This is a genomic window from Bradyrhizobium sp. CAR08, from assembly GCF_052871955.1.
In genome coordinates, this window is record NZ_JBIXJX010000007.1 from 199,144 (window position 1) to 217,720 (window position 18,577).

Below are 18,577 nucleotides of genomic sequence, written 5' to 3' on the forward strand. Positions count from 1 at the left end.
ACCTGAATGGATCGCCTCGTCGCCCTTGCCGTCAACCGGCGCTTCCTGATGGTCGGGATGTTCGTCGCCGTCCTCATCGGCGGCCTGATCGCGTTCAACCAGCTCAACATCGAGGCTTACCCCGATCCGACTCCGCCGATGGTCGACATCGTGACGCAGAGCCCGGGCCTGTCGGCGGAGGAGATCGAGCGCTACATCACCATTCCGATCGAGACCCAGGTCGCGGGTCTGAAGAACGTGACGACCATTCGCACCATCTCGCTCTACGGCCTCTCCGACGTCAAACTGCAGTTCTCGTTCGCTTACACCTATGACGAGGCATTGCAGCAGGTGTTGAACCGCCTGGCGCAGCTCGCGCCGCTGCCCGGCAATGTGCAGCCGCAGATCTCGCCGCTCAGTCCAATTGGCGAAATCTTCCGCTACCGTCTCGTCGGCCCGCCGAACTACAGCGTGCTCGACCTCAAGACCATCCAGGACTGGATCCTCCAGCGGCGCTTCCGTGCCGTGCCCGGCGTGATCGACGTCACCGGATGGGGCGGCAAGAGCAAGACCTACGAGCTCCAGGTCGACTTCAACAAGCTGGTCGCCAACGGCCTGACGCTGCCGCAATTGCTCCAGGCGGTCGGCAATTCCAACGTCAATGTCGGCGGCAACACCGTCAATATCGGTCAGCAATCGGCCGTGGTGCGCGGCGTCGGCCTGATCCGCTCGATCGACGACCTCGCCAACACCATGGTCTCGCAGACCAACGGCAATCCGGTGCTGGTCAAGGACGTCGCCACCGTCACCGTCGGCCAGAAGCCCCGTCTCGGCATCGCCGGCCTCGATGAGTCCGACGACATCGTGCAAGGCATCGTCCTGATGCGCCGCGGCGAGCAGAGCTCGCCAACCATCAAGCGCGTCCACCAACTCGTTCAAACCATCAACGACTCCAGCATCCTGCCGCCCGGCGTGCGCATCGAGCGCATCTATGACCGCGGCGACCTGATCGACCTCACGACCCACACTGTGCTCCACAACATGGTGATCGGCATTCTGCTGATCGTGTTGCTGCAGTGGATATTCCTCGGCGATCTCCGCAGTGCGCTGATCGTCGGCGCCACCATTCCGTTCGCGCTGTTCTTCGCGGTGATCATCCTGGTGCTACGGGGGGAATCGGCGAACCTGTTGTCGGTCGGCGCGATCGATTTCGGCCTGATCGTCGATGCCACCGTCATCATGGTGGAGGCGATCTTCCGGCGCCTGACGCAGACGACGCCGATGTCGGAATCCGAGCAGATGTCGTCCGAGACGCTGTTCGGCATGAAAAGCCACGCCATCCTCAGCGCGGCGGCCGATGTCTCTCGTTCGATCTTCTTCGCCGCGGCCATCATCATCGCGGCCTTCCTGCCGCTGTTCACGCTCTCCGGCGTCGAGGGCAACATCTTCGGACCGATGGCCCGGACCTATGCCTACGCGCTGGCCGGCGGTCTGCTTGCGACGTTCACCGTCACTCCTGCGCTGTCGGCGATCATTCTGCCGGCGCATGTTCATGAGACCGAGACCAGGGTGATGCTGATCCTGCATCGGATCTACATGCCGGTGCTGCATTGGGCGGTCGCCAACCGCGGCATCATGCTCGGTGGCGCGTTCGGCCTCGTACTGATGACGGTTGCGCTCAGCCGCTTGCTTGGCCTCGAATTCCTGCCGAAGCTGGAGGAGGGCAATCTCTGGATCCGCGCCACGCTGCCGCCGACCATCTCGCTTCAGGAAGGCAACTCCTACGTCAACGAAATGCGCAAGGTGATCCGCGCGCGGCCTGAAGTGGAATCCGTGGTGTCGCAGCACGGCCGCCCCGATGACGGCACCGACGCCGCCGGCTTCTTCAACGCCGAGTTCTTCGCGCCCCTCAAGCCCGCCAGCCAATGGCCCGGCACCCGCGACAAGGAAGAGCTGACCGCGCAACTGCTCAAGCAGCTTGACGATCGCTTCCCCGGCGTCGAGTTCAACTTCTCGCAATATCTCCAGGACAATGTCTCCGAAGCCGTTTCCGGCGTGAAGGGCGAGAACTCGATCAAGCTGTTCGGCAGCGATCTCCAGGCGCTGACCGACACCGCCAACAAGATCAAGTCGGTGCTATCAACCGTGCAGGGCGTCACCGACCTTGCCGTGTTCACCTCACTGGGGCAGCCGACCATCCAGATCGATATCAACCGTGCCAAGGCCGCGCGCTATGGCCTCGCGCCGGGCGACATCAACGCCACCATCAAGGTCGCGATCGGCGGCGACACCGCCGGTGACATCTACGAGGCAGGAAGCGACCGCCACTTCCCGATCATCGTTCGTCTTGCGCCGGAATTCCGCAGGAGCGCCGAGGCGATCCAGAATTTGCGGATCGGTGCGCCCGGACCGAACGGCACCGTCACGCAGATCCCCCTGAGCGAGGTCGCCACCATCAGCCTCGTCTCGGGTGCGGCCTACATTTATCGCGAGCAGCAGGAGCGCTATCTGCCGATCAAGTTCTCGGTACGTGAACGCGACCTCGGTAGCGCCATCCGCGAGGCGCAGCAGAAGATCGCCGCTCAGGTGCAACTGCCGCCCGGCGCGCACATGGACTGGGTCGGCGAATTCGGCAATCTCCAGGACGCGATCCGGCGATTGTCGATCGTGGTGCCGATCTCGCTGGCGCTGATCGGCGTCCTGCTCTGGTTCAATTTCGGCTCGATGACCGACACGCTGCTCGCCATGAGCGTGATTCCGATGGCCATCTTCGGCGGCGTGCTCGGTCTCTTGATCACAGGTACCGCCTTCAGTGTCTCGGCGGCGATCGGCTTCATCGCGCTGTTCGGCATCGCCGTGATGGACGGCATCATCATCCTGTCGCAGTTCAACCAACTCATCGAAGAGGGCATGGACCGCATGACCGCGGTGATACGCACCGGCGAATTGCAGCTTCGGCCGGTGCTGATGACCTGCGTCGTCGCCGGCATCGGCCTGTTGCCGGCCGCGCTGTCGGAAGGCATCGGCTCGCAGGTGCAGAAGCCGCTTGCGGTCGTCGTGGTGACAGGCATGATGCTCGCCCCTATCGTGATCCTGGTGACGCTGCCGGTGTTGATCTCCTTCTTCTCCCGCCGCGCACGCTGACGCCGCCAATCACAGCATCCGCTGCGCGATCCGCACCAGCATCATGGTGCCGAGGCCCAGCAGCATCAAGCTGGCCAACCGACTGCTCATCGACAGCATGCGCGGCGTCAGCCGTGACCGCGCCATTGCCACGATCGTGCTGAGCACGGTCCACCAGATCGCGGAACCGACGAAGACACCGGCGATCAGCGGGGCTGCCGCGGTCTGCATTGAAAAGGCGTGCAGCGCAGCCAGAAACAGGATGACGGTCAGCGGATTGGTGAACCCAAGCGCGATGGCGCTGAGATAGGCCCGCGCCAGATGCACGTTGTCGACGACGTCGGTCGTCTGGAGCGCGACCGAGCCGCGATGGGTCCGGATCGCGAACCACAGCAGCGTGAGCGCCGAGACGGTGCCGAAGCCGGCGGCATTGGCCTCGACCCAGGGCTGTGCCAGCGAGCCCAGTCCTAAAACCGCGAGAGCGCTGTAGGTGAGATGCACGGTCGCGGCGCCGAAGCCGGTTGCGAGGCCCGTGGCCATGCCGGATGCCAATGTGCGCTGTATGCACAGCATGCCCATCGGTCCGATGGGGGCGGCCACGGTGAAACCAATTCCAATGCCGGAAAAAAGCGCGGCAAAATAATGCGATAAAGGCATGCACCCGCACGAACAAATGAAATCTGTGCGTGTGCGTAGCCCCGAAAAAGAATCGCCGCCTCAACCAGAAGGGTGAGAAACGGACGAGAGCACAAACACGTTCGTGTGAGTCCAACAAGTTTGTGCCTTCGCGACAACAGTTCCACGCCTCATTGTGGAACCGTGTCGCGGTCGTTGAACCGAATTGCGCTTGGCGCGACTCAGAACCCGTAGAGTTGCGCCGGGTTGTCGACCAGGATCTTCTTGCGCACATCTGCATCCGGCGCCCACACCGGAAGCTGGTTGAGCAGGCGGCCGTCGTCGATCTGGTAGAGCGGCGCGATGTCGGTGGCTTTGCGTCCCTCGACACGGCTCGAATCCGGATGCGGCCAGTCCGTGCCCCAGACGATGCGGTCCGCATTCGCCGCGATCAGTGCGCGGGCATAGGGCACCATGTCCTGATAGTCGGGCGCGAGCTTCGAGGAGCGATAGGCGCCGGAAATCTTGACATAGGCCTTGCCGGATTTCACCAGCGCGACCAGGTCGGAAAATCCCGGCTGCTCCAGCCCAAGCGAGGCCTCAAGGCCGCCGAAATGGTCGAATACAACGGGTACTGGCGCCGTCTCGATGAGGTCCTTGATCGCCGAGATCATGGGAAGCGTCGTGTAGAGCTGCACGTGCCAACCGCGCGCCTTCATGCGCTCGACTGCGGCGGTGAAGCGCGGCCGGCCGACATTGGGGTCGTTGACGCCGCCGGTCGCGAGATTGAGGCGGACACCGCGAAAGCCGTCTGCCTGCATCGTGTCAAGCTGGGCCTCGGTCGTTTTGTCGTCGATCACGGCCACCCCGCGCGCGGCCGCGCCACGCGCTTTCATGCCGAACAGCGTCGACGAGTTGTCGGTGCCGTAGACGCTCGGCGTCACGATCACCACGCGCTCGATATGCAGCGCCTTGTGCAGCGCGGCCATCTCCTCCGGCGAAGCCGGTTCCGGCGTGTAGACGCGGCCCGCGAAGAACGGAAATTTTTCGACATCGCCATGGATGTGGGTGTGACAGTCGCAGGCATGGGCCGGGACGTCGAAATTGACCGGAGTGGCGGGCTGCGCGGCACGTGCGTGGGCTTTGTTCGACATGGCAACTCCGGCGGCAAGGGAGGCAAGCAGGACGCTGCGTCGGCTGAGCATGGTTTCTCTCCCTGTATTATTATTTGGCAGTGGCATCGTGACAGTATCACATCAGCCCGGCAGCCGCTGCGCTTCGCTGCATAGCTGCTCGACGAGGTCCGCAAGCAGGCGTGAGCCGTCGACGCGCACGACCGGGCAGGGCAGCTTCGCGAGCCACGCCTCATCTCTTGCGAGACTGCGACCCTCGCGATCGCCGGCTTCGTAGTGCGAGGCCCAGTCGACGAACGACTCCGCCTCCTCATGACGCCAGCCGCCCTGTGCGACGGCATCCGCTCCGAAATGCGTAGCCTCGCGGTCACGCAGGCGCTGCAAGCGAAGCTCGCGCGGCGTCGTCACAAAGACGACGAGATCGAAGAATGGGATGAACTCGTCGCCCCAGCCGGTGACCGTTCCGCTCAGCACCCAATCGAGCCGCGGCAGAAACATCTCGCGCATCAGGCGCAGACGCTCGGCAGCGGGGCGCGTGGTCTGGTAGGGCGGCGCCGTCGGCAGCCAGAAATAATCATCGCTGTCGTGATGCGGCAGCGCAAGCCGGCTCGCGAGCGCGCGGCCGATCGTCGTCACGCCGGAGCCGGAGGCTCCCATCAGATGGATGCGGCGGCTTTTCATCGGCACCAAGCCAGACGATTGAAACTACTGCCCCGATGGCGTGCGCAGGCCGTGCCAGGCGTCGCGGACCTGCTGGTAGTGCACCTCGGGCAGATAGTCCGGCGTGTTCAGGCTCAAGGTCTTGACGTCGAGATGGCCGACGGCGCTGAGCAGCGTGTAGGAAGCGATCACGCGGTCGCGATTGGCGCCGATCAGGCGGGCCTTGGCCTGGATCAGATCGGCCTGCGAGTTCAGCACATCCACCGTCGTGCGCTGTCCGCCGGCGGCCTCGCGCTGCACGCCCTGGAGCGCGACGGTCGCCGCCTTCACTTCGGACTCCGAGGCCGAGACCGCGATCTTGGCGCCTTCATTGGCAACCCAGGCGCTGACCGCCGCCGTGCGCGCCTGGTTGCGCACCTGATCGAGCACGAGCCGGCTCTGCGCCGTGATTTCCTTGGCCTGCCGGGTCTGTGCGGCGGCCTGGCCGCCGTCGTAGATCGGCACGGTGACATTGGCGACGATCGAGGCCTGATCTTCGGCGAAGGTGCCGAGCGTCGGGTCGTTGTTGCGGCTCTTGCTGGCGCTGCCCTGGACGCTGGCGCTCGGCAGCAGCGCGCCTTCGGCGACGCGGATGTTGGTGGAGGCGACATCGACATCGAAGCCGGCGGCCATCACCGCTGGGTGCTGACGGATCGCCATCGTCAGCGCGCCCTCGCGGCTCTTCGGCAGATAGCGGTCGACGACTTCGGCGGCCCGAAGCTGCGATGGCGCATTGCCGATCACTTGCGCGTAGATCGCCTGGCTCACCGCCAGCGCGACTTCCGCAGCGTTCAGATCGGAAAGCCCGCGGTTGAGCCGCGCCTCGGCCTGGGCGCTGTCGGTCGGCGTGACGTCGCCAGCGTTGAGGCGCCGCTGGGTGACCGAGAGCGTTTCGCGCAGGAAGGCGACGTTGGAGCGCTGCGCCTCGACCAGTGACTGGTTGGCGAGCACGTTGGTGTAGGCGGTGACCGCGTCGAGCAGCACGCCCTGGCCGACGTTGCGCAGCGCCTCGCGGCCCGACTGTACCTGGAGTTCGGCGGCGCGCACGTTGTTGGCGGTGCGGAAACCGTTGAACAGGGTCTGCGACACGGTGACACCGATGATCCATGGCTTCAGATTGGCGGTCTGGATGGTGTTGTCGGGCAGCAGGTTGCGCACCGATTGCAACCCGGCGCTGAGGCTTGCCACGATCTGTGGCCGGTAGCCGGCGAGCGCCTGCGGCACGTTCTCGTCGGTGGCGCGCTGCCGCGCACGCTCGGCATTGAGTTGCGGATTGGTCTGGTAGGCCTTGGCGAGCGCCTCCGGCAGCGCTTCCGCCCGTGCGGCGGAGGGCAGGGCGCAACACAGCGCCAGCGTGGTCCATGTCGCGAGCACAGGAGCCACGCCCGATCGATGCCGCGTCATCACGCGACCAGCTCTGGCGGCATGCCCAATCATGTAATCCCGCAAATCCCGGCTGTCCGCCCCCGCCGACGGCGGCTCTCTTAGCTGTTTAACCAGCCGAGGTCCCGCAGGCAAACTGCCGCGGGGGAAACCCCCATGTATTCCGTGCTTGTTGCAGGCACGTCACAGGGATTCTGCGGGAAAGCGGCAGAGCCTTACACCAGCCTGACCGCTCGCCTGCCTTTACCTGTTCTTGTTCACCGGCTTCCGCTTCTCGATGAACGCCGCCATGCCCTCGGAGCGGTCCTCCAGTGCGAAGGTCGAGTGGAACAGGTTGCGCTCGACGCTCATGCCCTCGGCGAGCGCGGTCTCGAAGGCGCGGTTGACCGCTTCCTTGGCCATCGCGACCGCGGGTCGCGACATCGCGGCGATCTTCTCGGCCGCGGCCATCACCTCGTCCATCAGCTTGTCGGCGGGAACGATGCGGCTGACCAGGCCGCTGCGCTCGGCTTCGGCCGCATCCATCATGCGGCCGGTGAGGCAAAGGTCCATCGCCTTGGACTTGCCGATCGCACGGGTCAGGCGCTGGGTGCCGCCGATGCCGGGGATGGTGCCGAGCGTGATTTCGGGTTGACCAAATTTGGCGGTGTCGGCGGCGATGATGAAGTCGCACATCATCGCGAGCTCGCAGCCGCCGCCGAGCGCATAGCCTGCGACCGCGGCGATCGTCGGCTTGCGGCAGCGCGCGACCCGATCGCCGCCGATCGCGGCAAAATCCTCCGAGAACATGTCGATGAAGCTTTTCGGCTGCATCTCCTTGATGTCGGCGCCGGCAGCAAACGCCTTCTCGCTGCCGGTCACGACGATGCAGCCGATGGCGTTATCGGCTTCGAGATCGTCGACGGCCGCGGCGATCTCGCGGAAGACGCCGAAGGAGAGTGCGTTGAGCAGCTTCGGCCGGTTCAGCTTGATGATGCCGACCGCGCCTTTGCTTTCGACGATGATGTGTTCGAACGTGCTCATGCTCCACCCACGCTTTTGGTTGAGCGGGCAATGTGCCCGCTGGCGCGGTGGGCTTCAAGAGGCCGCAAAGCCATCGGCGCAAGGACGGCCGGAACACGCGGCCAGATGCGCGTTCCGGACCAGGTCCCGCGGGCCGGCGATCAGGCCAAAATCAAGCCAAAGTCACGCCATGAACATGCGCGCGGCTGAGGCCAGCGTCAGCAGCGTGCCGACGCCGATGAAGATTTTTCCGATCAGGGAGCTCTGGTCCCAGGCCGAGCTCTGCTGGCTGCTTGCCATCACCGGCGCCGGACGCGGCTGCGCGTCGGTTGCGGCGATCACCGCCCTCTGCGCCGGCGTGTTGTCCTGTTGCAAGGCGCGGTCGATGTCGTTGAGCTGATCGGGTGCGACGACCTGGCCCTCGGCGTTCGGGGCGGCGGTATTATCGGCCGCGGCCTGGACGTTGTCGTTGGCCCGGCCCGTCATTGCGGAAGCGGCAGCCGCGGTCGGCGTATCGGCGGCGGCGAGTTGCGCATTGGCGTTGGCGACTTCCGGCGGCATCTGGCTCGAGGTCGGCGCGTCACGATTGTCGGCCTTCGTCTCATCGGCCGTTGCCGCGGCGTCCTTCTTGTCGGCCTTGTCGTCGGATTTTTCTGCCGTCTTGGTGTTGTCGCGGTGACGCGACGTGTGATGCCGCTGCTTGGTCGGCTTGACCGTGTCGGCCTGTTTGCCCGCGCTGTCCGACTTGCTGCTTGCGGCTGAATTCGGCGCCGCCTGTGCAACGCCCCCGAACAGCAAGAAAAGCCCGGCCAGGACAATCAGGGCCGCGCGCCCGCTGGCTTTCATCATGTTGACGATCTCCCCAAATTCCGCCCGTCCCGGGACTGAACAGAGACCCTGGGGCGTGACCACAGCGGGGCAGAAAATGGGAATCTTCGGGCCACACCCGGCAAAAGCGCGGCAAAACCGCTGCCTTCGCAGCCGGCCGCGGGGTGCGGACTGGACCGATCGGTGTTATGAGCCGTCGCAGATCCTGACGGCCGCATCGGTCGCGTGGCCAAGCAAGATCACGAATTCGTGATCTGGCTGATGCCAGCGTAACAAACTGAAAGAGCGGCCGAATTGCATGGTGAGGGGCGCGCGTGCGCGGACGTGAGGACGAGTGGACCGGCCTGATGCGGTCGGCCATGGCAGGCGATGACGCGGCGTATCATCGCCTGTTGAAGGCGGTCACGCCTGTGCTGCGCGCTGCCGCGAGGCGCGGCCTGGCTCGGGCCGGGCAGCCTCCCGACCAGGCCGAGGATATCGTGCAGGAGATTTTGTTGGCGGTGCATCTGAAGCGGCACACTTGGGACAGCGAAGCCCCCTTCGCCCCGTGGCTGTTTGCGATCGGCCGCAACAAGCTGATCGACATGCTGCGGCGACGGGGCAGGCGGATCTTCGTCAACATCGACGATTTCGCCGAGACCCTGCCGGGCGAGGCGCCGCAGGAGACCGCTTCGGCCAGCGAGGTCGCCAGCCAGCTCAATACGCTGCCGCAGCGCCAGCGCGACGTGTTGCAGTCGATCGCGGTCGACAGCACCTCGATCAAGGACACGGCGGTGAAATATTCGATGAGCGAGGGCGCGGTGCGGGTCGCGCTACATCGCGGACTTGCCGCGCTGACTGCCAAACTGCGGGACCAGTAGTCATGGACACCGATCAACTCATTCGCTCGCTCGCGGCCGACAACGCCCATCGTCCGCCGCGCGTCGGCGCGGTGCTGACCATGGCGCTGCTGGTCGCTGCGCCGCTGTCGATCCTGATCTTCGCCACCTTTCTCGGTGTGCGTCACGATGTGATGACGGCGATGCACAACCCGTTCTTCGACATGAAATTCGCGGTCACACTGTCGCTCGCGATTCCCGCGATCATCGTCAGCCTGCATCTGTCGCGTCCCGAAGCCTTGCTGCGTGGCTGGGGCTGGCTACTGCTGCTGCCGGTCGGGCTGCTCGCGGTGGCGATCGGTAGCGAGGCGATGATGGCGCCGGCCATGCCGATGACGATGCGATTGATGGGCAAGAATTCCAGGGTATGCCTGTTCGCAATCCCTGCGATGTCGCTGCCGCTGCTTGCTGGGGCCCTGTTCGGCCTTCGCCACGGTGCGCCGTCCCATCCCGCACTCGCCGGTGCGCTCGCTGGCCTGGTGTCGGCGGGCCTTGCCGCGACGCTGTACGCCTCGCACTGTACCGACGACTCGCCGCTGTTCGTCGCGACCTGGTACACGCTCGCCACCGCGTTGGTGGCGGCAATTGGGGCGCTGGCGGGGGCGAAGGTCCTACGCTACTAGCTTGCCGGCTTCACGCCGCCGGCGTCGCGCCCTGCTGCATGCGGTGGAAGCGCAGAACCTGCTGCGCCGTCGAGCTGCGCAGCGCCTCGTAAGCGTCGCGCAGCGTCAGCATGTCGGTCTGCGAGCCGCCTGAGAGCTTCTCGCGCAGGGCAATGATGGCGCGGACGCTCGACCATTGCATGGCCGCGACCTTGGCGAGGATCATCACGCCCTCGATCCGGCTTTCGATCATCATGGTCTCGGCGGTCTCGACTGCGACGCCCGCAAGCGCCGCGAGCCCCGCATTGGTCTCGTCGAACTTGCCCTGCTCCGCGAAGGTGGCGACCTGGAGCTCGGTGAGGCGGCCGTCCTCATGCAGCGACTTCACCAGCGCGCGCGCCCTCTCGGTCTGCCTGGTCATGCTGGCGGCGCGGATTCGCTGGGCCGCTTCCTGGACCACGCTGGACACGTCGTCCGCGAACTCGGGGTGCGCGGCCTCCAGCTTCCTGCGCACGGCCAAGGAGGCCTTTGCGACCAGCTTCAAATAATGATGGCGGGGCAAGTCGGGCCGCAGGCCGATGCAACTGGCGAGGTCGTCGTCACGCTCGGCGCGGGTCACGAGGTCGGCGAGACTTCCCTCCGACAGTTGCGCACCCGGATTGCTGACGGTCGATTGCACCACGTCCTCGTCGCCGCGGGTCACCAGCACGTCGGTCAGCGCTTCCGACAGCACCCGCCGTAGCGAGATCGCCTTGAGATGGGCTTGACCCCTGGTGCGCGCGATCTCGATCAGGATCTCCTCGTCCAGCCGTTCGGATTTCGACAGCACCGGGCCGGAAACCTCAATCACCTCGTCGAGCGCGAGCGTGCGGATGATCTTCGGCGGCGCAGCCGCGATCGGTGCGAGGCGGTCGGCGAGCAGCGCCTTGGCGGACGTCTCGATCTGCTCGATCAGGCATTGGAACACGTCATCGAACACACGAACGTGGTCGTCGGAATAGTCCGAGGCGTTGCCCACGAAGAGATCTGTGACGCGGCGCAGCGTCTCGACCCGGTGCGCGACGGTGCCGTGCGAGAGCGCGGTTTGCAATTCCTCGAGCAGATTCTCGGATGATTTGGCGGATTTAGATCTCATTGCCCTGTCCTGGCGCGTTCGGCCCGGCAGCGGCTTCGGTCGCGCCGGGAGAAAATGGATTGATCAGCTGGTTGCAATGCGGTTGCGCCCCTGTGCCTTGGCGGAATAGAGCGCGCTATCGGCGCGCACGAGAAACGTGTCGGCGGTATCGTTGTCGCGCAGCGTCACGACGCCCGCGGAAATGGTCACGCGCATGCCCGGGGAGAATGCGCTCCAGTCCAGATCGGCGACGATGCCGCGCAGCCGATCGAGCGTGCGCGATGCCGCATCGCCGTCCGTCCCCGGCAGCAGCAGCAAGAATTCCTCGCCGCCGTAGCGGCCGAAGCAGTCGGCCGGGCGGATGTTGGCGAAAATGGTGATTGCGAAGGTGCGCAGCACCTCGTCGCCGACGGGATGGCCATGGGCGTCGTTGATGCGCTTGAACCAGTCGAGATCGATGAGTGCGATCGCGCAAGGGGTCGATGTCTGCCGCGATTTTTCGATCTCGGCGTCGAGAAGCCGCATGATGCAGCGGCGGTTGTAGGAGCCGGTGAGTTCGTCGAGCTCCGCCAGCTCCTCGATGCGCTGATAGGCGGCCTTCAGCTCGATGCTGCGCCGGTACAGGATCTTGCGCAGCGTGGCGCCGAACAGGCCGAGGAAGGCGCACTGGCCAATCACCAGCACGAAGCACAGCATCGAGGCGGCCCGTTGCAGCTGGGTCGTAACCGGCAGTCCGATTGGCAAGTCCGAGGCGAGGAAGACCAAGGCGAGCCCGCAAGTGGCGAGGCCCCAGGTGAGCATCGCCTGGCTCGATGTCATACGAAGCGTGCCGAAGGCGAAGATCAGAAACAGCACGGCAAGGAACGCAACTCCGACTGTCGGCACCGCGAGCAGGAACAGCAGCTGCAGCGACATATGCGCCGAGATCTGGAAGACGGTGAGGTAATGATCCTCGAACCGGTCGCCGAAGCCCGCTTCCGACAGCACGGTGAAGGTTCCGATGGTCAGAAGGCCGCCGAGCCAGAACAGTGACGGAACGCCCATGGAGATGACGCCGTCATAGGCGTAGAGCAGCAGGACGGAGGCGCCGAGCGAGTAGCTCGCCACCTGGCCGACATACATCTGGCGCCGCTGCCGGATCCGGCGCGCCAGGACCTCGGGTGCCGCAGCCGCGGTCGTCAGGGCGAGATCCGCGGCCTCAGCGGCATTCCTCTCGGGAAAGGACGTCGCAGCCGTGCTCATGGTCCCGCCCAATGGTGGATGTCAGCCCAAAAATCTACGTGGCAAGCCTTTAGGTTTGGTATCCTTCGAAACCGAATCCACGCTGTGCAGCGCAGGAGCGGGGACGTCGAGCGGCCGAGGAATTTGCCGGCCATGAGGCGTCGTGTGCGACGCGGTCGAGCCAAAGCAGGGCTTCGGAAGACATATGTCGTGCTAGGCTGCTAAGGTTCCATGCACGTCGGCTTCTCTATGCTGGACGGCATTGCTCAGGAAAGTGCTTCATTACTATGTTACCGTTCTTGAGCGCGGCGCCCAGCCGCGGGTGGCAAAAGGAAATTTCGCGTATGTGGGGTAGATCACACAGCCTCCCGTATGACTGCGGTAGGCTGAACAATTTTACCCCTCCCGTCGAACCGTCTGCCGCATCGACCCGACCAATCTTGCGAGACGGCCTTTGAGCGTGACACAAGCGGCTTCGGACGAGATCCTGATCGCCAGGATCGCTCAAGGCGACCGGCTCGCCATGCAGGTGCTGTACGGGCGGCACCATGTAAGGGTGTATCGGTTCGGCCTTCGGCTCGTGCGGGACGAGCAGGCGGCGGAAGACCTCATCAGTGAGGTATTTCTCGACGTCTGGCGTCAAGCCGGCAAGTTCGAGGGCCGATCCGCCGTTTCCACCTGGCTGCTGGCCATTACCCGATTCAAGGCCCTGTCTGCGCTTCGGCGCAGGAAGGATTTTGAGTTGGACGACGACGCCGCGAACGCGATCGAGGACACGTCCGACAATCCGGAAACGGCGGTGCAGAAGAAGGATACCAGTGAAGCGTTGCGGGAGTGTCTGACGGGCCTCTCGCCGGATCATCGGGAAATCGTCGATCTCGTCTACTACCACGAGAAATCCGTGGAAGAGGTGGCCGAAATCGTTGGCATCCCGGAGAACACTGTGAAGACGCGCTTGTTCTATGCGCGCAAGAAATTGGCCGAACTGCTGAAGGCAGCCGGCATTGAGCGAGGCTGGCCATGATGGCTTTGAGCAAGAAGATGCTGGAGCAAGAGCCCGGTGAAATTGAACTGCTGCTGCCGTGGCACGCCGCCGGCACGCTGAACCCGCGCGATGCGCGCCGCGTCGACGAGGCGCTAGCGCGCGATCCCGAGCTCGCGAAGCAATATGCCGCGATCCGCGGCGAGTATGAAGAGACCATTCATCTGAACGAGAGCCTGGGTGCTCCGTCGGCGCGCGCGATGCAGAAGCTGTTCGCGGCGATCGACGCCGAGCCCGCGCGGGCGGCCGGTTCGCTGCCGCTGTCGGCGCGCATCGCCACCTTCTTTGCGAGCCTGTCGCCGCGCACTCTCGCCTGGTCGGCGAGCCTTGGCGCCATGGCCCTCGTGCTGCAAGCCGGAATCATCGGCGCGGTGTTGACGCAGACCCAGACTGCGACCTTCCAGACTGCTTCGCTTTCGACCAGCGCTCCGATCACACGCGACCTCGGCACGACCGTCCCGCCAGCGCGCGCGCTGGTACGCTTCACGCCCGAGGCGCGCGTCGCCGACATCACCGCATTGCTCGACGGCTACCAGGCTTCGATCATCGGTGATGCCAAGGGCGGCATGTTCCGCCTCCAGTTCGACAAGGCGATGAGCCGTGACGAACTCAACTCGCTGCTTGGCAAGATGCAGCGCGAGAAGTTCGTCAACCTCGCCGTCGCGGCGCCGTAAGGCGCTTCCAAGCTGATGACGCGCAAGTCCGAAAGTGGAGTAAGAGCCGGGGTCTGCGCTTCGTCGGTCGCAGCCGCGCTTTTGCTCGCCGCCTGTTTCGGCGTCGAGGTTGCGCAGGCGCAGGCGATCATGCGCACGCCGACGATCAGCGTCCCCTCCCGAATGCCGACCATTTCTCCTGGCATCGCCGCACGCGTCAGTCCGGGCGTTGCAGCCAGAGCGGTGGCCGTCGGCCGCGGTCCCGGTCCGATCGTGACGACGAGGATTTCGGCGCGGATGGGGCCGACGCCGGTGCTGCCTTATGCGCGCTACTCCCCGAACCTCTATCCCGCCTGTACCGCGCCCGATCGCGACGCCGCCGGCGAATGCCTGGCGCAGCAGAACGCAGGCGGCGATGGCTCGGGCAAATCGGGCAAGAAGACCGCCGGAAAGCGGCGCGGCAACAACGCGCCCGTCGCCGCGGATTTGCGTACCTTCGCCGACGAATTCGTCGCCGAGATCGATGGCGGGCTGTCGTCGACCGAGGCCGACGAGCTTGCGCGTCGCCATGGCCTGACTCGCGTGACTTCCGAGAATTTTCCGCTGATCGGGGCAACGTTCGGACTGTTCCGCATCACCGACGGCCGGCCCTCCGCGACGGTGCGGCGTGAATTCGCGGCCGACGGCAGCGTGCGCTCGGTCCAGCCGAACTTCCGCTACCTGCTCCAGGACCAGAAATCGTCGGTGCCGACCGAGGGAGATCCCGCGCAATATGCGCTGGCCAAGCTCCGCCTGCCGCAGGCACATACTCTCGCGCATGGCGCGAATGTGACGGTTGCTGTGATCGACTCCGGCATCGACGCCCGACATCCGGAACTTGCCAATTCCATTGCCGACAATTTCGATGCGCTCGGTAGCGCCGAAGGCCCGCACATTCATGGCACCGGCATTGCAGGCGCCATCGTGGCGCATGCCAAGCTGATGGGCAGCGCGCCCGAGGCGCGCATCATCGCCATCCGCGCCTTCGGCGGCACCACCGGCGGGGCCGAGAGCTCGTCCTACATCATCCTGCGCTCTCTGAACTATGCCGCCGAGCACGGCGCGCAGATCGTCAACATGAGCTTTGCCGGTCCCAAAGACGCGGTGATCGAGCGGGCCATCGCGGCGACCGCCGCGCGTGGCCTGGTGCTGATCGCAGCCGCCGGCAATGCCGGCGCGAAGTCGCCGCCGCTCTATCCGGCCGCCAATCCCAACGTGATCGCGGTCAGCGCAACCGACCAGCAGGACCGGCTGTTCACCGCCTCCAACCGTGGCAACTACATCGCGGTCGCGGCCCCCGGCGTCGATATCTTCCTGCCGGCGCCTGACGGCAAATACCAGATGACGTCGGGCACCTCGTTCTCGGCCGCCTATGTCTCCGGCGTCGCGGCGCTGCTGCTCGAGCGCAACTCCGCCTTGAAGCCGGAAGCGCTGCGCACGACGCTGGCGAAGACGGCGCGTGACCTCGGTTCACCCGGGCGTGATGATCTGTTCGGCGATGGCGAGGCCGACGCGTTTGCCGCGGTCATGGCCGTTCCCGCCGCCGGCGCGACGCCGGTCGCGGCCGCATCCGGTACAACAAAACGTGAAGATATCGAGAAGCGTCGCGACGAGCCTGGCATCCGCGCATTAGAGCAACCCTCGTTGTCGAGCACCGAGGATAAAGCCACGGTTTCTCAGGCGGATAGGCCGGCGACGCGATAGCGGCTCCGACAACTTTGCGCGCGGCGCGAAGGTTGAAAAATCAAACGCCGCATTGAACGTTCGGCCCGCTGCCACGACCAAATTATGTGGGAGCGGTTATCCCTCCCCATAAGTCATATCAGGCGCGAGCGCCCATCCACCCCAAGCGCCCATATGGCTCGACCCGTCCGGTTGTCCCCCCGGACGGGTCTTCTTTTTGGGCGTCCAATCCCTCGAAGCCTGCGCGAGATCAGCTTCCGGTTGAGAGATCGTGGCTCACTCATCGCCACTGCTCCGCCGGCACGCCGCAAGCGCGCTATGCTTGTGCGAAGCTTGACTCCAAAACCGCTTGAATCTCCGCACGACTACGGAGTTTGGCGACGAAAACATCGTCGTTGCTGGACAAGTCAAAACTTTTCCACAAAATATTCACGTCGCGTCTAAATTGATTCGTGTGCGTTGCGTCGCGTCCGTATTTTCTCCTGACGGGCTGATTTATGACACATCGCCAAGAGGCTATTCGCGACGTGGCTATTGGCCGCGACATTGCGGCACGCTGGTGCGCTCTCGCCGAGCAGCGGCTGGTGCATCTCTCCGAGATGTTCGAGACCGGGCGCTGGCGCCGCTATCACTCCGAGATCGCATTTCTCGAAAACATCCAGGAAGCGAAGCTCGCCGTCCAGACCTGGCGCGCCCTTGCCACCGGCGCTGACGTCGCCACGGCGGCCGCGAGCGTGTCGCCCGCATTCGGCTGGTCGCCGGCGACCATGCCCCGCATGTTTCCGCGCGAGCAGCAGGCGCAGACAGTGCAACCGAAGGCCGTGCACATCGTCCCGGAGACCGCAGTGCCGGTCAGGCTCGATCCCAAGCCGGGCGTTCTCGCCGACATCTCCGAAGCCCCGGCCGCGCGGGTCGCCGCGCCTGCCCCGATGGCACCGCTCCAAGTGCCGGCTGCCATGGCGCCGCCCACCGCGCCCGTCGCGATGACGGGGCCCAAGGTGCCGGCCGCGACGGCAGCGCCCAAGGCGCTGGCTGCGATGGCGGCGCTTCTGCCGCAGTTCTCTCCGCCGGCAGCCGAAATTGTCGCAGCCCCCGAGCGCCTGGTTGAGTTCACCTTCAGCCTCGACGGGCTCGAAGCGAAGTATCCACTGCTGCGGAACGCGTTCTAGCGTTCGGGAGGAGGCGAGCAGCGGCAGCTATCGCCGCACCGCATTCCCGCCGACCACCAATTGCGCAAACCGCTGGGCGCCGTCCACCGACAGATCGGACGTCACGGCGCGCGCATGATCGAGCCCGACCACGGCGCCGCGCGGGGTTTCCGAGATCATGTTGTTGTTGACGAGCGCGGTGCCGGCGCCGGGCACGACGGACACCCCGACGCCGGCCAGTGCCTTGCGGATCACGTTGCCCGTGATCGCGACGTCGCGGAGATATTTGCCCCAGCCGGCGACGATGCCGTAGGACGGCGCGTTCTCGATCACGTTGCCGGTGACAGATGAATCCGCCTCGATGTAGATGCCGATGCCGGCATCGTCATCCGGCGCGGTGCCGATCGGCCGCTTCGGGATCAGATTGCGGATGATGTTGCCCTGGACCACGGCGATGCGGCCGCCTTCGTTGAAATTGCAGACGGAGACGCCGACCGCGGCGCCGTCCACAATGTTGTTGGCGATCACCGCGGCCTCGAAAGCGAATTCCGAATAGAGCGCGACCTCGCGCACATCGCTGACGCTGTTGCCGGTGATGTGGATGTTCGAGGCCGAGTTGCCGCGCACGGCGGAGTAATCGCAGTTCTTAATGCGATTGCCGCGCACGATGACGTTGCCGGCGCGGAACGTGTTGATGGCGTTGCCGTACTGGCCGGAGCCGCCGGGGCCGGCCTTGATGTCCTCGATGCGGTTATCGGTGACCAGCGTGCCGTCATCGCCGATGGCCGTGCGCAGGATCTCGATGCCGTTGTCGTTGGTGCCGGTGATGGTGTTGTGGGAGACGCTGAGACCCCTGGCGTCGAACGACACCACTGCCGTCACCGCGATGTTGGTAAAGATGTTGCCCGAGATGTCGCCGGAGACCTGCTCGAGCCAGATGCCGCTGCCGCCGGAGCCGGTGATCGCGCAATCGGTGATGCGGACGTCGCGTCCGCCGAGGATCTGGATCAGCCCGCGCCGCGTCGGCAGCGGAATGCCGCCGCCGTCAAAGGTGATGCCGGAAAGGCCGATTGCATCGGAGCCGTCGCTCTGGATCGCCGAGGCCCCGCCGGTGAAGACGAATTTTGTCGCGCCGCGCATGCCGATCAGTTGCGCGCCATTTGGCAAGCGTAGCAACCCACTGCGGTAGATGCCGGGTGGCAGCGCTAGCGGCATCTGCGCCCGCGCAGCCTCGTCGATCGCCCGCTGGAGCGCGCGGGTCTGATCCTCGCTGCTGCCGGGCCGCACGCCATATTGCGTGGCATCGCGGCCGAGCAGCGACGTCAGCGGCGCCGCACGCGCGGCGTCGGCTGGTATCGCGAGCGCGCCGGCGAGGCCTGCGGTCGATGCTCCAATGACATGGCGGCGATTGAGGTCCATGACGCGTCCTCCGGCG

16 protein-coding genes are annotated in these 18,577 nt (G+C 65.3%); 7 read left to right on the forward strand and 9 right to left on the reverse strand.

The window, feature by feature from the left end; translation table 11 throughout:
- The first annotated feature begins 6 nt into the window (after window positions 1-6).
- On the forward strand, window positions 7-3,123 hold the full coding sequence (locus ACIPUD_RS16810; RefSeq protein ID WP_018456899.1) for an efflux RND transporter permease subunit: 3,117 nt from the start codon (window positions 7-9) through the stop codon (window positions 3,121-3,123).
- A gap of 9 nt (window positions 3,124-3,132) precedes the next feature.
- On the opposite strand, the gene ACIPUD_RS16815 is transcribed toward ACIPUD_RS16810, so the two are convergent.
- The 6 genes from ACIPUD_RS16815 to ACIPUD_RS16840 form a co-directional block, all read right to left on the reverse strand.
- A complete protein-coding gene (locus ACIPUD_RS16815; protein ID WP_247371022.1) occupies window positions 3,133-3,702 on the reverse strand; it encodes a LysE family translocator in 570 nt (189 codons plus the stop codon).
- Window positions 3,703-3,959: 257 nt separating this feature from the next.
- On the reverse strand, window positions 3,960-4,922 hold the full coding sequence (locus ACIPUD_RS16820) for an amidohydrolase family protein (protein WP_446481181.1): 963 nt from the start codon (window positions 4,920-4,922) through the stop codon (window positions 3,960-3,962).
- A gap of 51 nt (window positions 4,923-4,973) precedes the next feature.
- Complete coding sequence (locus ACIPUD_RS16825; protein WP_018456896.1) at window positions 4,974-5,531, reverse strand: hypothetical protein; 558 nt, start codon at window positions 5,529-5,531, stop codon at window positions 4,974-4,976.
- A gap of 24 nt (window positions 5,532-5,555) precedes the next feature.
- The gene (locus tag ACIPUD_RS16830; protein WP_446481182.1) at window positions 5,556-6,953 is read right to left on the reverse strand and encodes a TolC family outer membrane protein; all 1,398 of its coding nucleotides are present in this window, start codon (window positions 6,951-6,953) and stop codon (window positions 5,556-5,558) included.
- Between the two features lie 222 nt (window positions 6,954-7,175).
- Window positions 7,176-7,955: an enoyl-CoA hydratase gene (locus ACIPUD_RS16835; RefSeq protein WP_085362359.1), complete on the reverse strand. Its 780-nt coding sequence runs from the start codon at window positions 7,953-7,955 to the stop codon at window positions 7,176-7,178.
- A 162-nt stretch (window positions 7,956-8,117) separates the two neighbouring features.
- Entirely contained in the window at window positions 8,118-8,783 is a 666-nt protein-coding gene (locus tag ACIPUD_RS16840; protein ID WP_085362360.1) for a hypothetical protein, read from the reverse strand.
- A gap of 293 nt (window positions 8,784-9,076) precedes the next feature.
- Here ACIPUD_RS16840 and ACIPUD_RS16845 point away from each other — a divergent pair, with 293 nt between their 5' ends.
- Both ACIPUD_RS16845 and ACIPUD_RS16850 read left to right on the forward strand, forming a co-directional pair.
- Complete coding sequence (locus ACIPUD_RS16845; protein ID WP_247523739.1) at window positions 9,077-9,622, forward strand: sigma-70 family RNA polymerase sigma factor; 546 nt, start codon at window positions 9,077-9,079, stop codon at window positions 9,620-9,622.
- A 2-nt stretch (window positions 9,623-9,624) separates the two neighbouring features.
- Complete coding sequence (locus tag ACIPUD_RS16850; RefSeq protein ID WP_247371002.1) at window positions 9,625-10,263, forward strand: NrsF family protein; 639 nt, start codon at window positions 9,625-9,627, stop codon at window positions 10,261-10,263.
- A gap of 10 nt (window positions 10,264-10,273) precedes the next feature.
- Here ACIPUD_RS16850 and ACIPUD_RS16855 read toward each other — a convergent pair whose 3' ends face one another.
- The gene (locus ACIPUD_RS16855) at window positions 10,274-11,377 is read right to left on the reverse strand and encodes a DUF2336 domain-containing protein (RefSeq protein ID WP_026233261.1); all 1,104 of its coding nucleotides are present in this window, start codon (window positions 11,375-11,377) and stop codon (window positions 10,274-10,276) included.
- Window positions 11,378-11,440: 63 nt separating this feature from the next.
- Window positions 11,441-12,598, reverse strand: a complete 1,158-nt coding sequence (locus ACIPUD_RS16860) for a GGDEF domain-containing protein (protein ID WP_018456889.1) — start codon at window positions 12,596-12,598, stop codon at window positions 11,441-11,443.
- Window positions 12,599-13,031: 433 nt separating this feature from the next.
- Between ACIPUD_RS16860 and ACIPUD_RS16865 the strand changes: the two genes are divergently transcribed.
- From ACIPUD_RS16865 to ACIPUD_RS16880, 4 genes are all read left to right on the forward strand, one after another.
- Window positions 13,032-13,601, forward strand: a complete 570-nt coding sequence (locus ACIPUD_RS16865) for a sigma-70 family RNA polymerase sigma factor (protein WP_007593582.1) — start codon at window positions 13,032-13,034, stop codon at window positions 13,599-13,601.
- Window positions 13,598-14,293 carry a hypothetical protein gene (locus ACIPUD_RS16870; protein ID WP_026233260.1) on the forward strand — a complete coding sequence of 232 codons (696 nt, stop codon included), beginning with the start codon at window positions 13,598-13,600 and terminating at the stop codon, window positions 14,291-14,293. The genes ACIPUD_RS16865 and ACIPUD_RS16870 overlap by 4 nt, the downstream gene beginning before the upstream one ends.
- Window positions 14,294-14,308: 15 nt before the next feature.
- Window positions 14,309-16,015: a S8 family serine peptidase gene (locus tag ACIPUD_RS16875; protein ID WP_446481183.1), complete on the forward strand. Its 1,707-nt coding sequence runs from the start codon at window positions 14,309-14,311 to the stop codon at window positions 16,013-16,015.
- Window positions 16,016-16,521: 506 nt separating this feature from the next.
- Window positions 16,522-17,163, forward strand: coding sequence for a TIGR03809 family protein (locus ACIPUD_RS16880; RefSeq protein ID WP_018456886.1), 642 nt, complete (start codon window positions 16,522-16,524; stop codon window positions 17,161-17,163).
- A 27-nt stretch (window positions 17,164-17,190) separates the two neighbouring features.
- Here the strand turns inward: ACIPUD_RS16880 and ACIPUD_RS16885 are convergent, their stop codons facing one another.
- Complete coding sequence (locus ACIPUD_RS16885; protein WP_446481184.1) at window positions 17,191-18,561, reverse strand: TIGR03808 family TAT-translocated repetitive protein; 1,371 nt, start codon at window positions 18,559-18,561, stop codon at window positions 17,191-17,193.
- Between the last annotated feature and the right edge of the window lie 16 nt (window positions 18,562-18,577).

Excerpts from the sequence above, each read along its gene's own strand:
- ACIPUD_RS16835 (WP_085362359.1), bottom strand. The coding sequence starts at position 7,955 with ATGAGCACGTTCGAACACATCATCGTCGAAAGCAAAGGCGCGGTCGGC.
- ACIPUD_RS16875 (WP_446481183.1), top strand. The coding sequence starts at position 14,309 with ATGACGCGCAAGTCCGAAAGTGGAGTAAGAGCCGGGGTCTGCGCTTCG.
- ACIPUD_RS16885 (WP_446481184.1), bottom strand. The coding sequence starts at position 18,561 with ATGGACCTCAATCGCCGCCATGTCATTGGAGCATCGACCGCAGGCCTC.
- ACIPUD_RS16810 (WP_018456899.1), top strand. The coding sequence starts at position 7 with ATGGATCGCCTCGTCGCCCTTGCCGTCAACCGGCGCTTCCTGATGGTC.
- ACIPUD_RS16830 (WP_446481182.1), bottom strand. The coding sequence starts at position 6,953 with ATGACGCGGCATCGATCGGGCGTGGCTCCTGTGCTCGCGACATGGACC.
- ACIPUD_RS16840 (WP_085362360.1), bottom strand. The coding sequence starts at position 8,783 with ATGATGAAAGCCAGCGGGCGCGCGGCCCTGATTGTCCTGGCCGGGCTT.
- ACIPUD_RS16855 (WP_026233261.1), bottom strand. The coding sequence starts at position 11,377 with ATGAGATCTAAATCCGCCAAATCATCCGAGAATCTGCTCGAGGAATTG.
- ACIPUD_RS16850 (WP_247371002.1), top strand. The coding sequence starts at position 9,625 with ATGGACACCGATCAACTCATTCGCTCGCTCGCGGCCGACAACGCCCAT.
- ACIPUD_RS16820 (WP_446481181.1), bottom strand. The coding sequence starts at position 4,922 with ATGCTCAGCCGACGCAGCGTCCTGCTTGCCTCCCTTGCCGCCGGAGTT.
- ACIPUD_RS16860 (WP_018456889.1), bottom strand. The coding sequence starts at position 12,598 with ATGAGCACGGCTGCGACGTCCTTTCCCGAGAGGAATGCCGCTGAGGCC.
- ACIPUD_RS16870 (WP_026233260.1), top strand. The coding sequence starts at position 13,598 with ATGATGGCTTTGAGCAAGAAGATGCTGGAGCAAGAGCCCGGTGAAATT.
- ACIPUD_RS16825 (WP_018456896.1), bottom strand. The coding sequence starts at position 5,531 with ATGAAAAGCCGCCGCATCCATCTGATGGGAGCCTCCGGCTCCGGCGTG.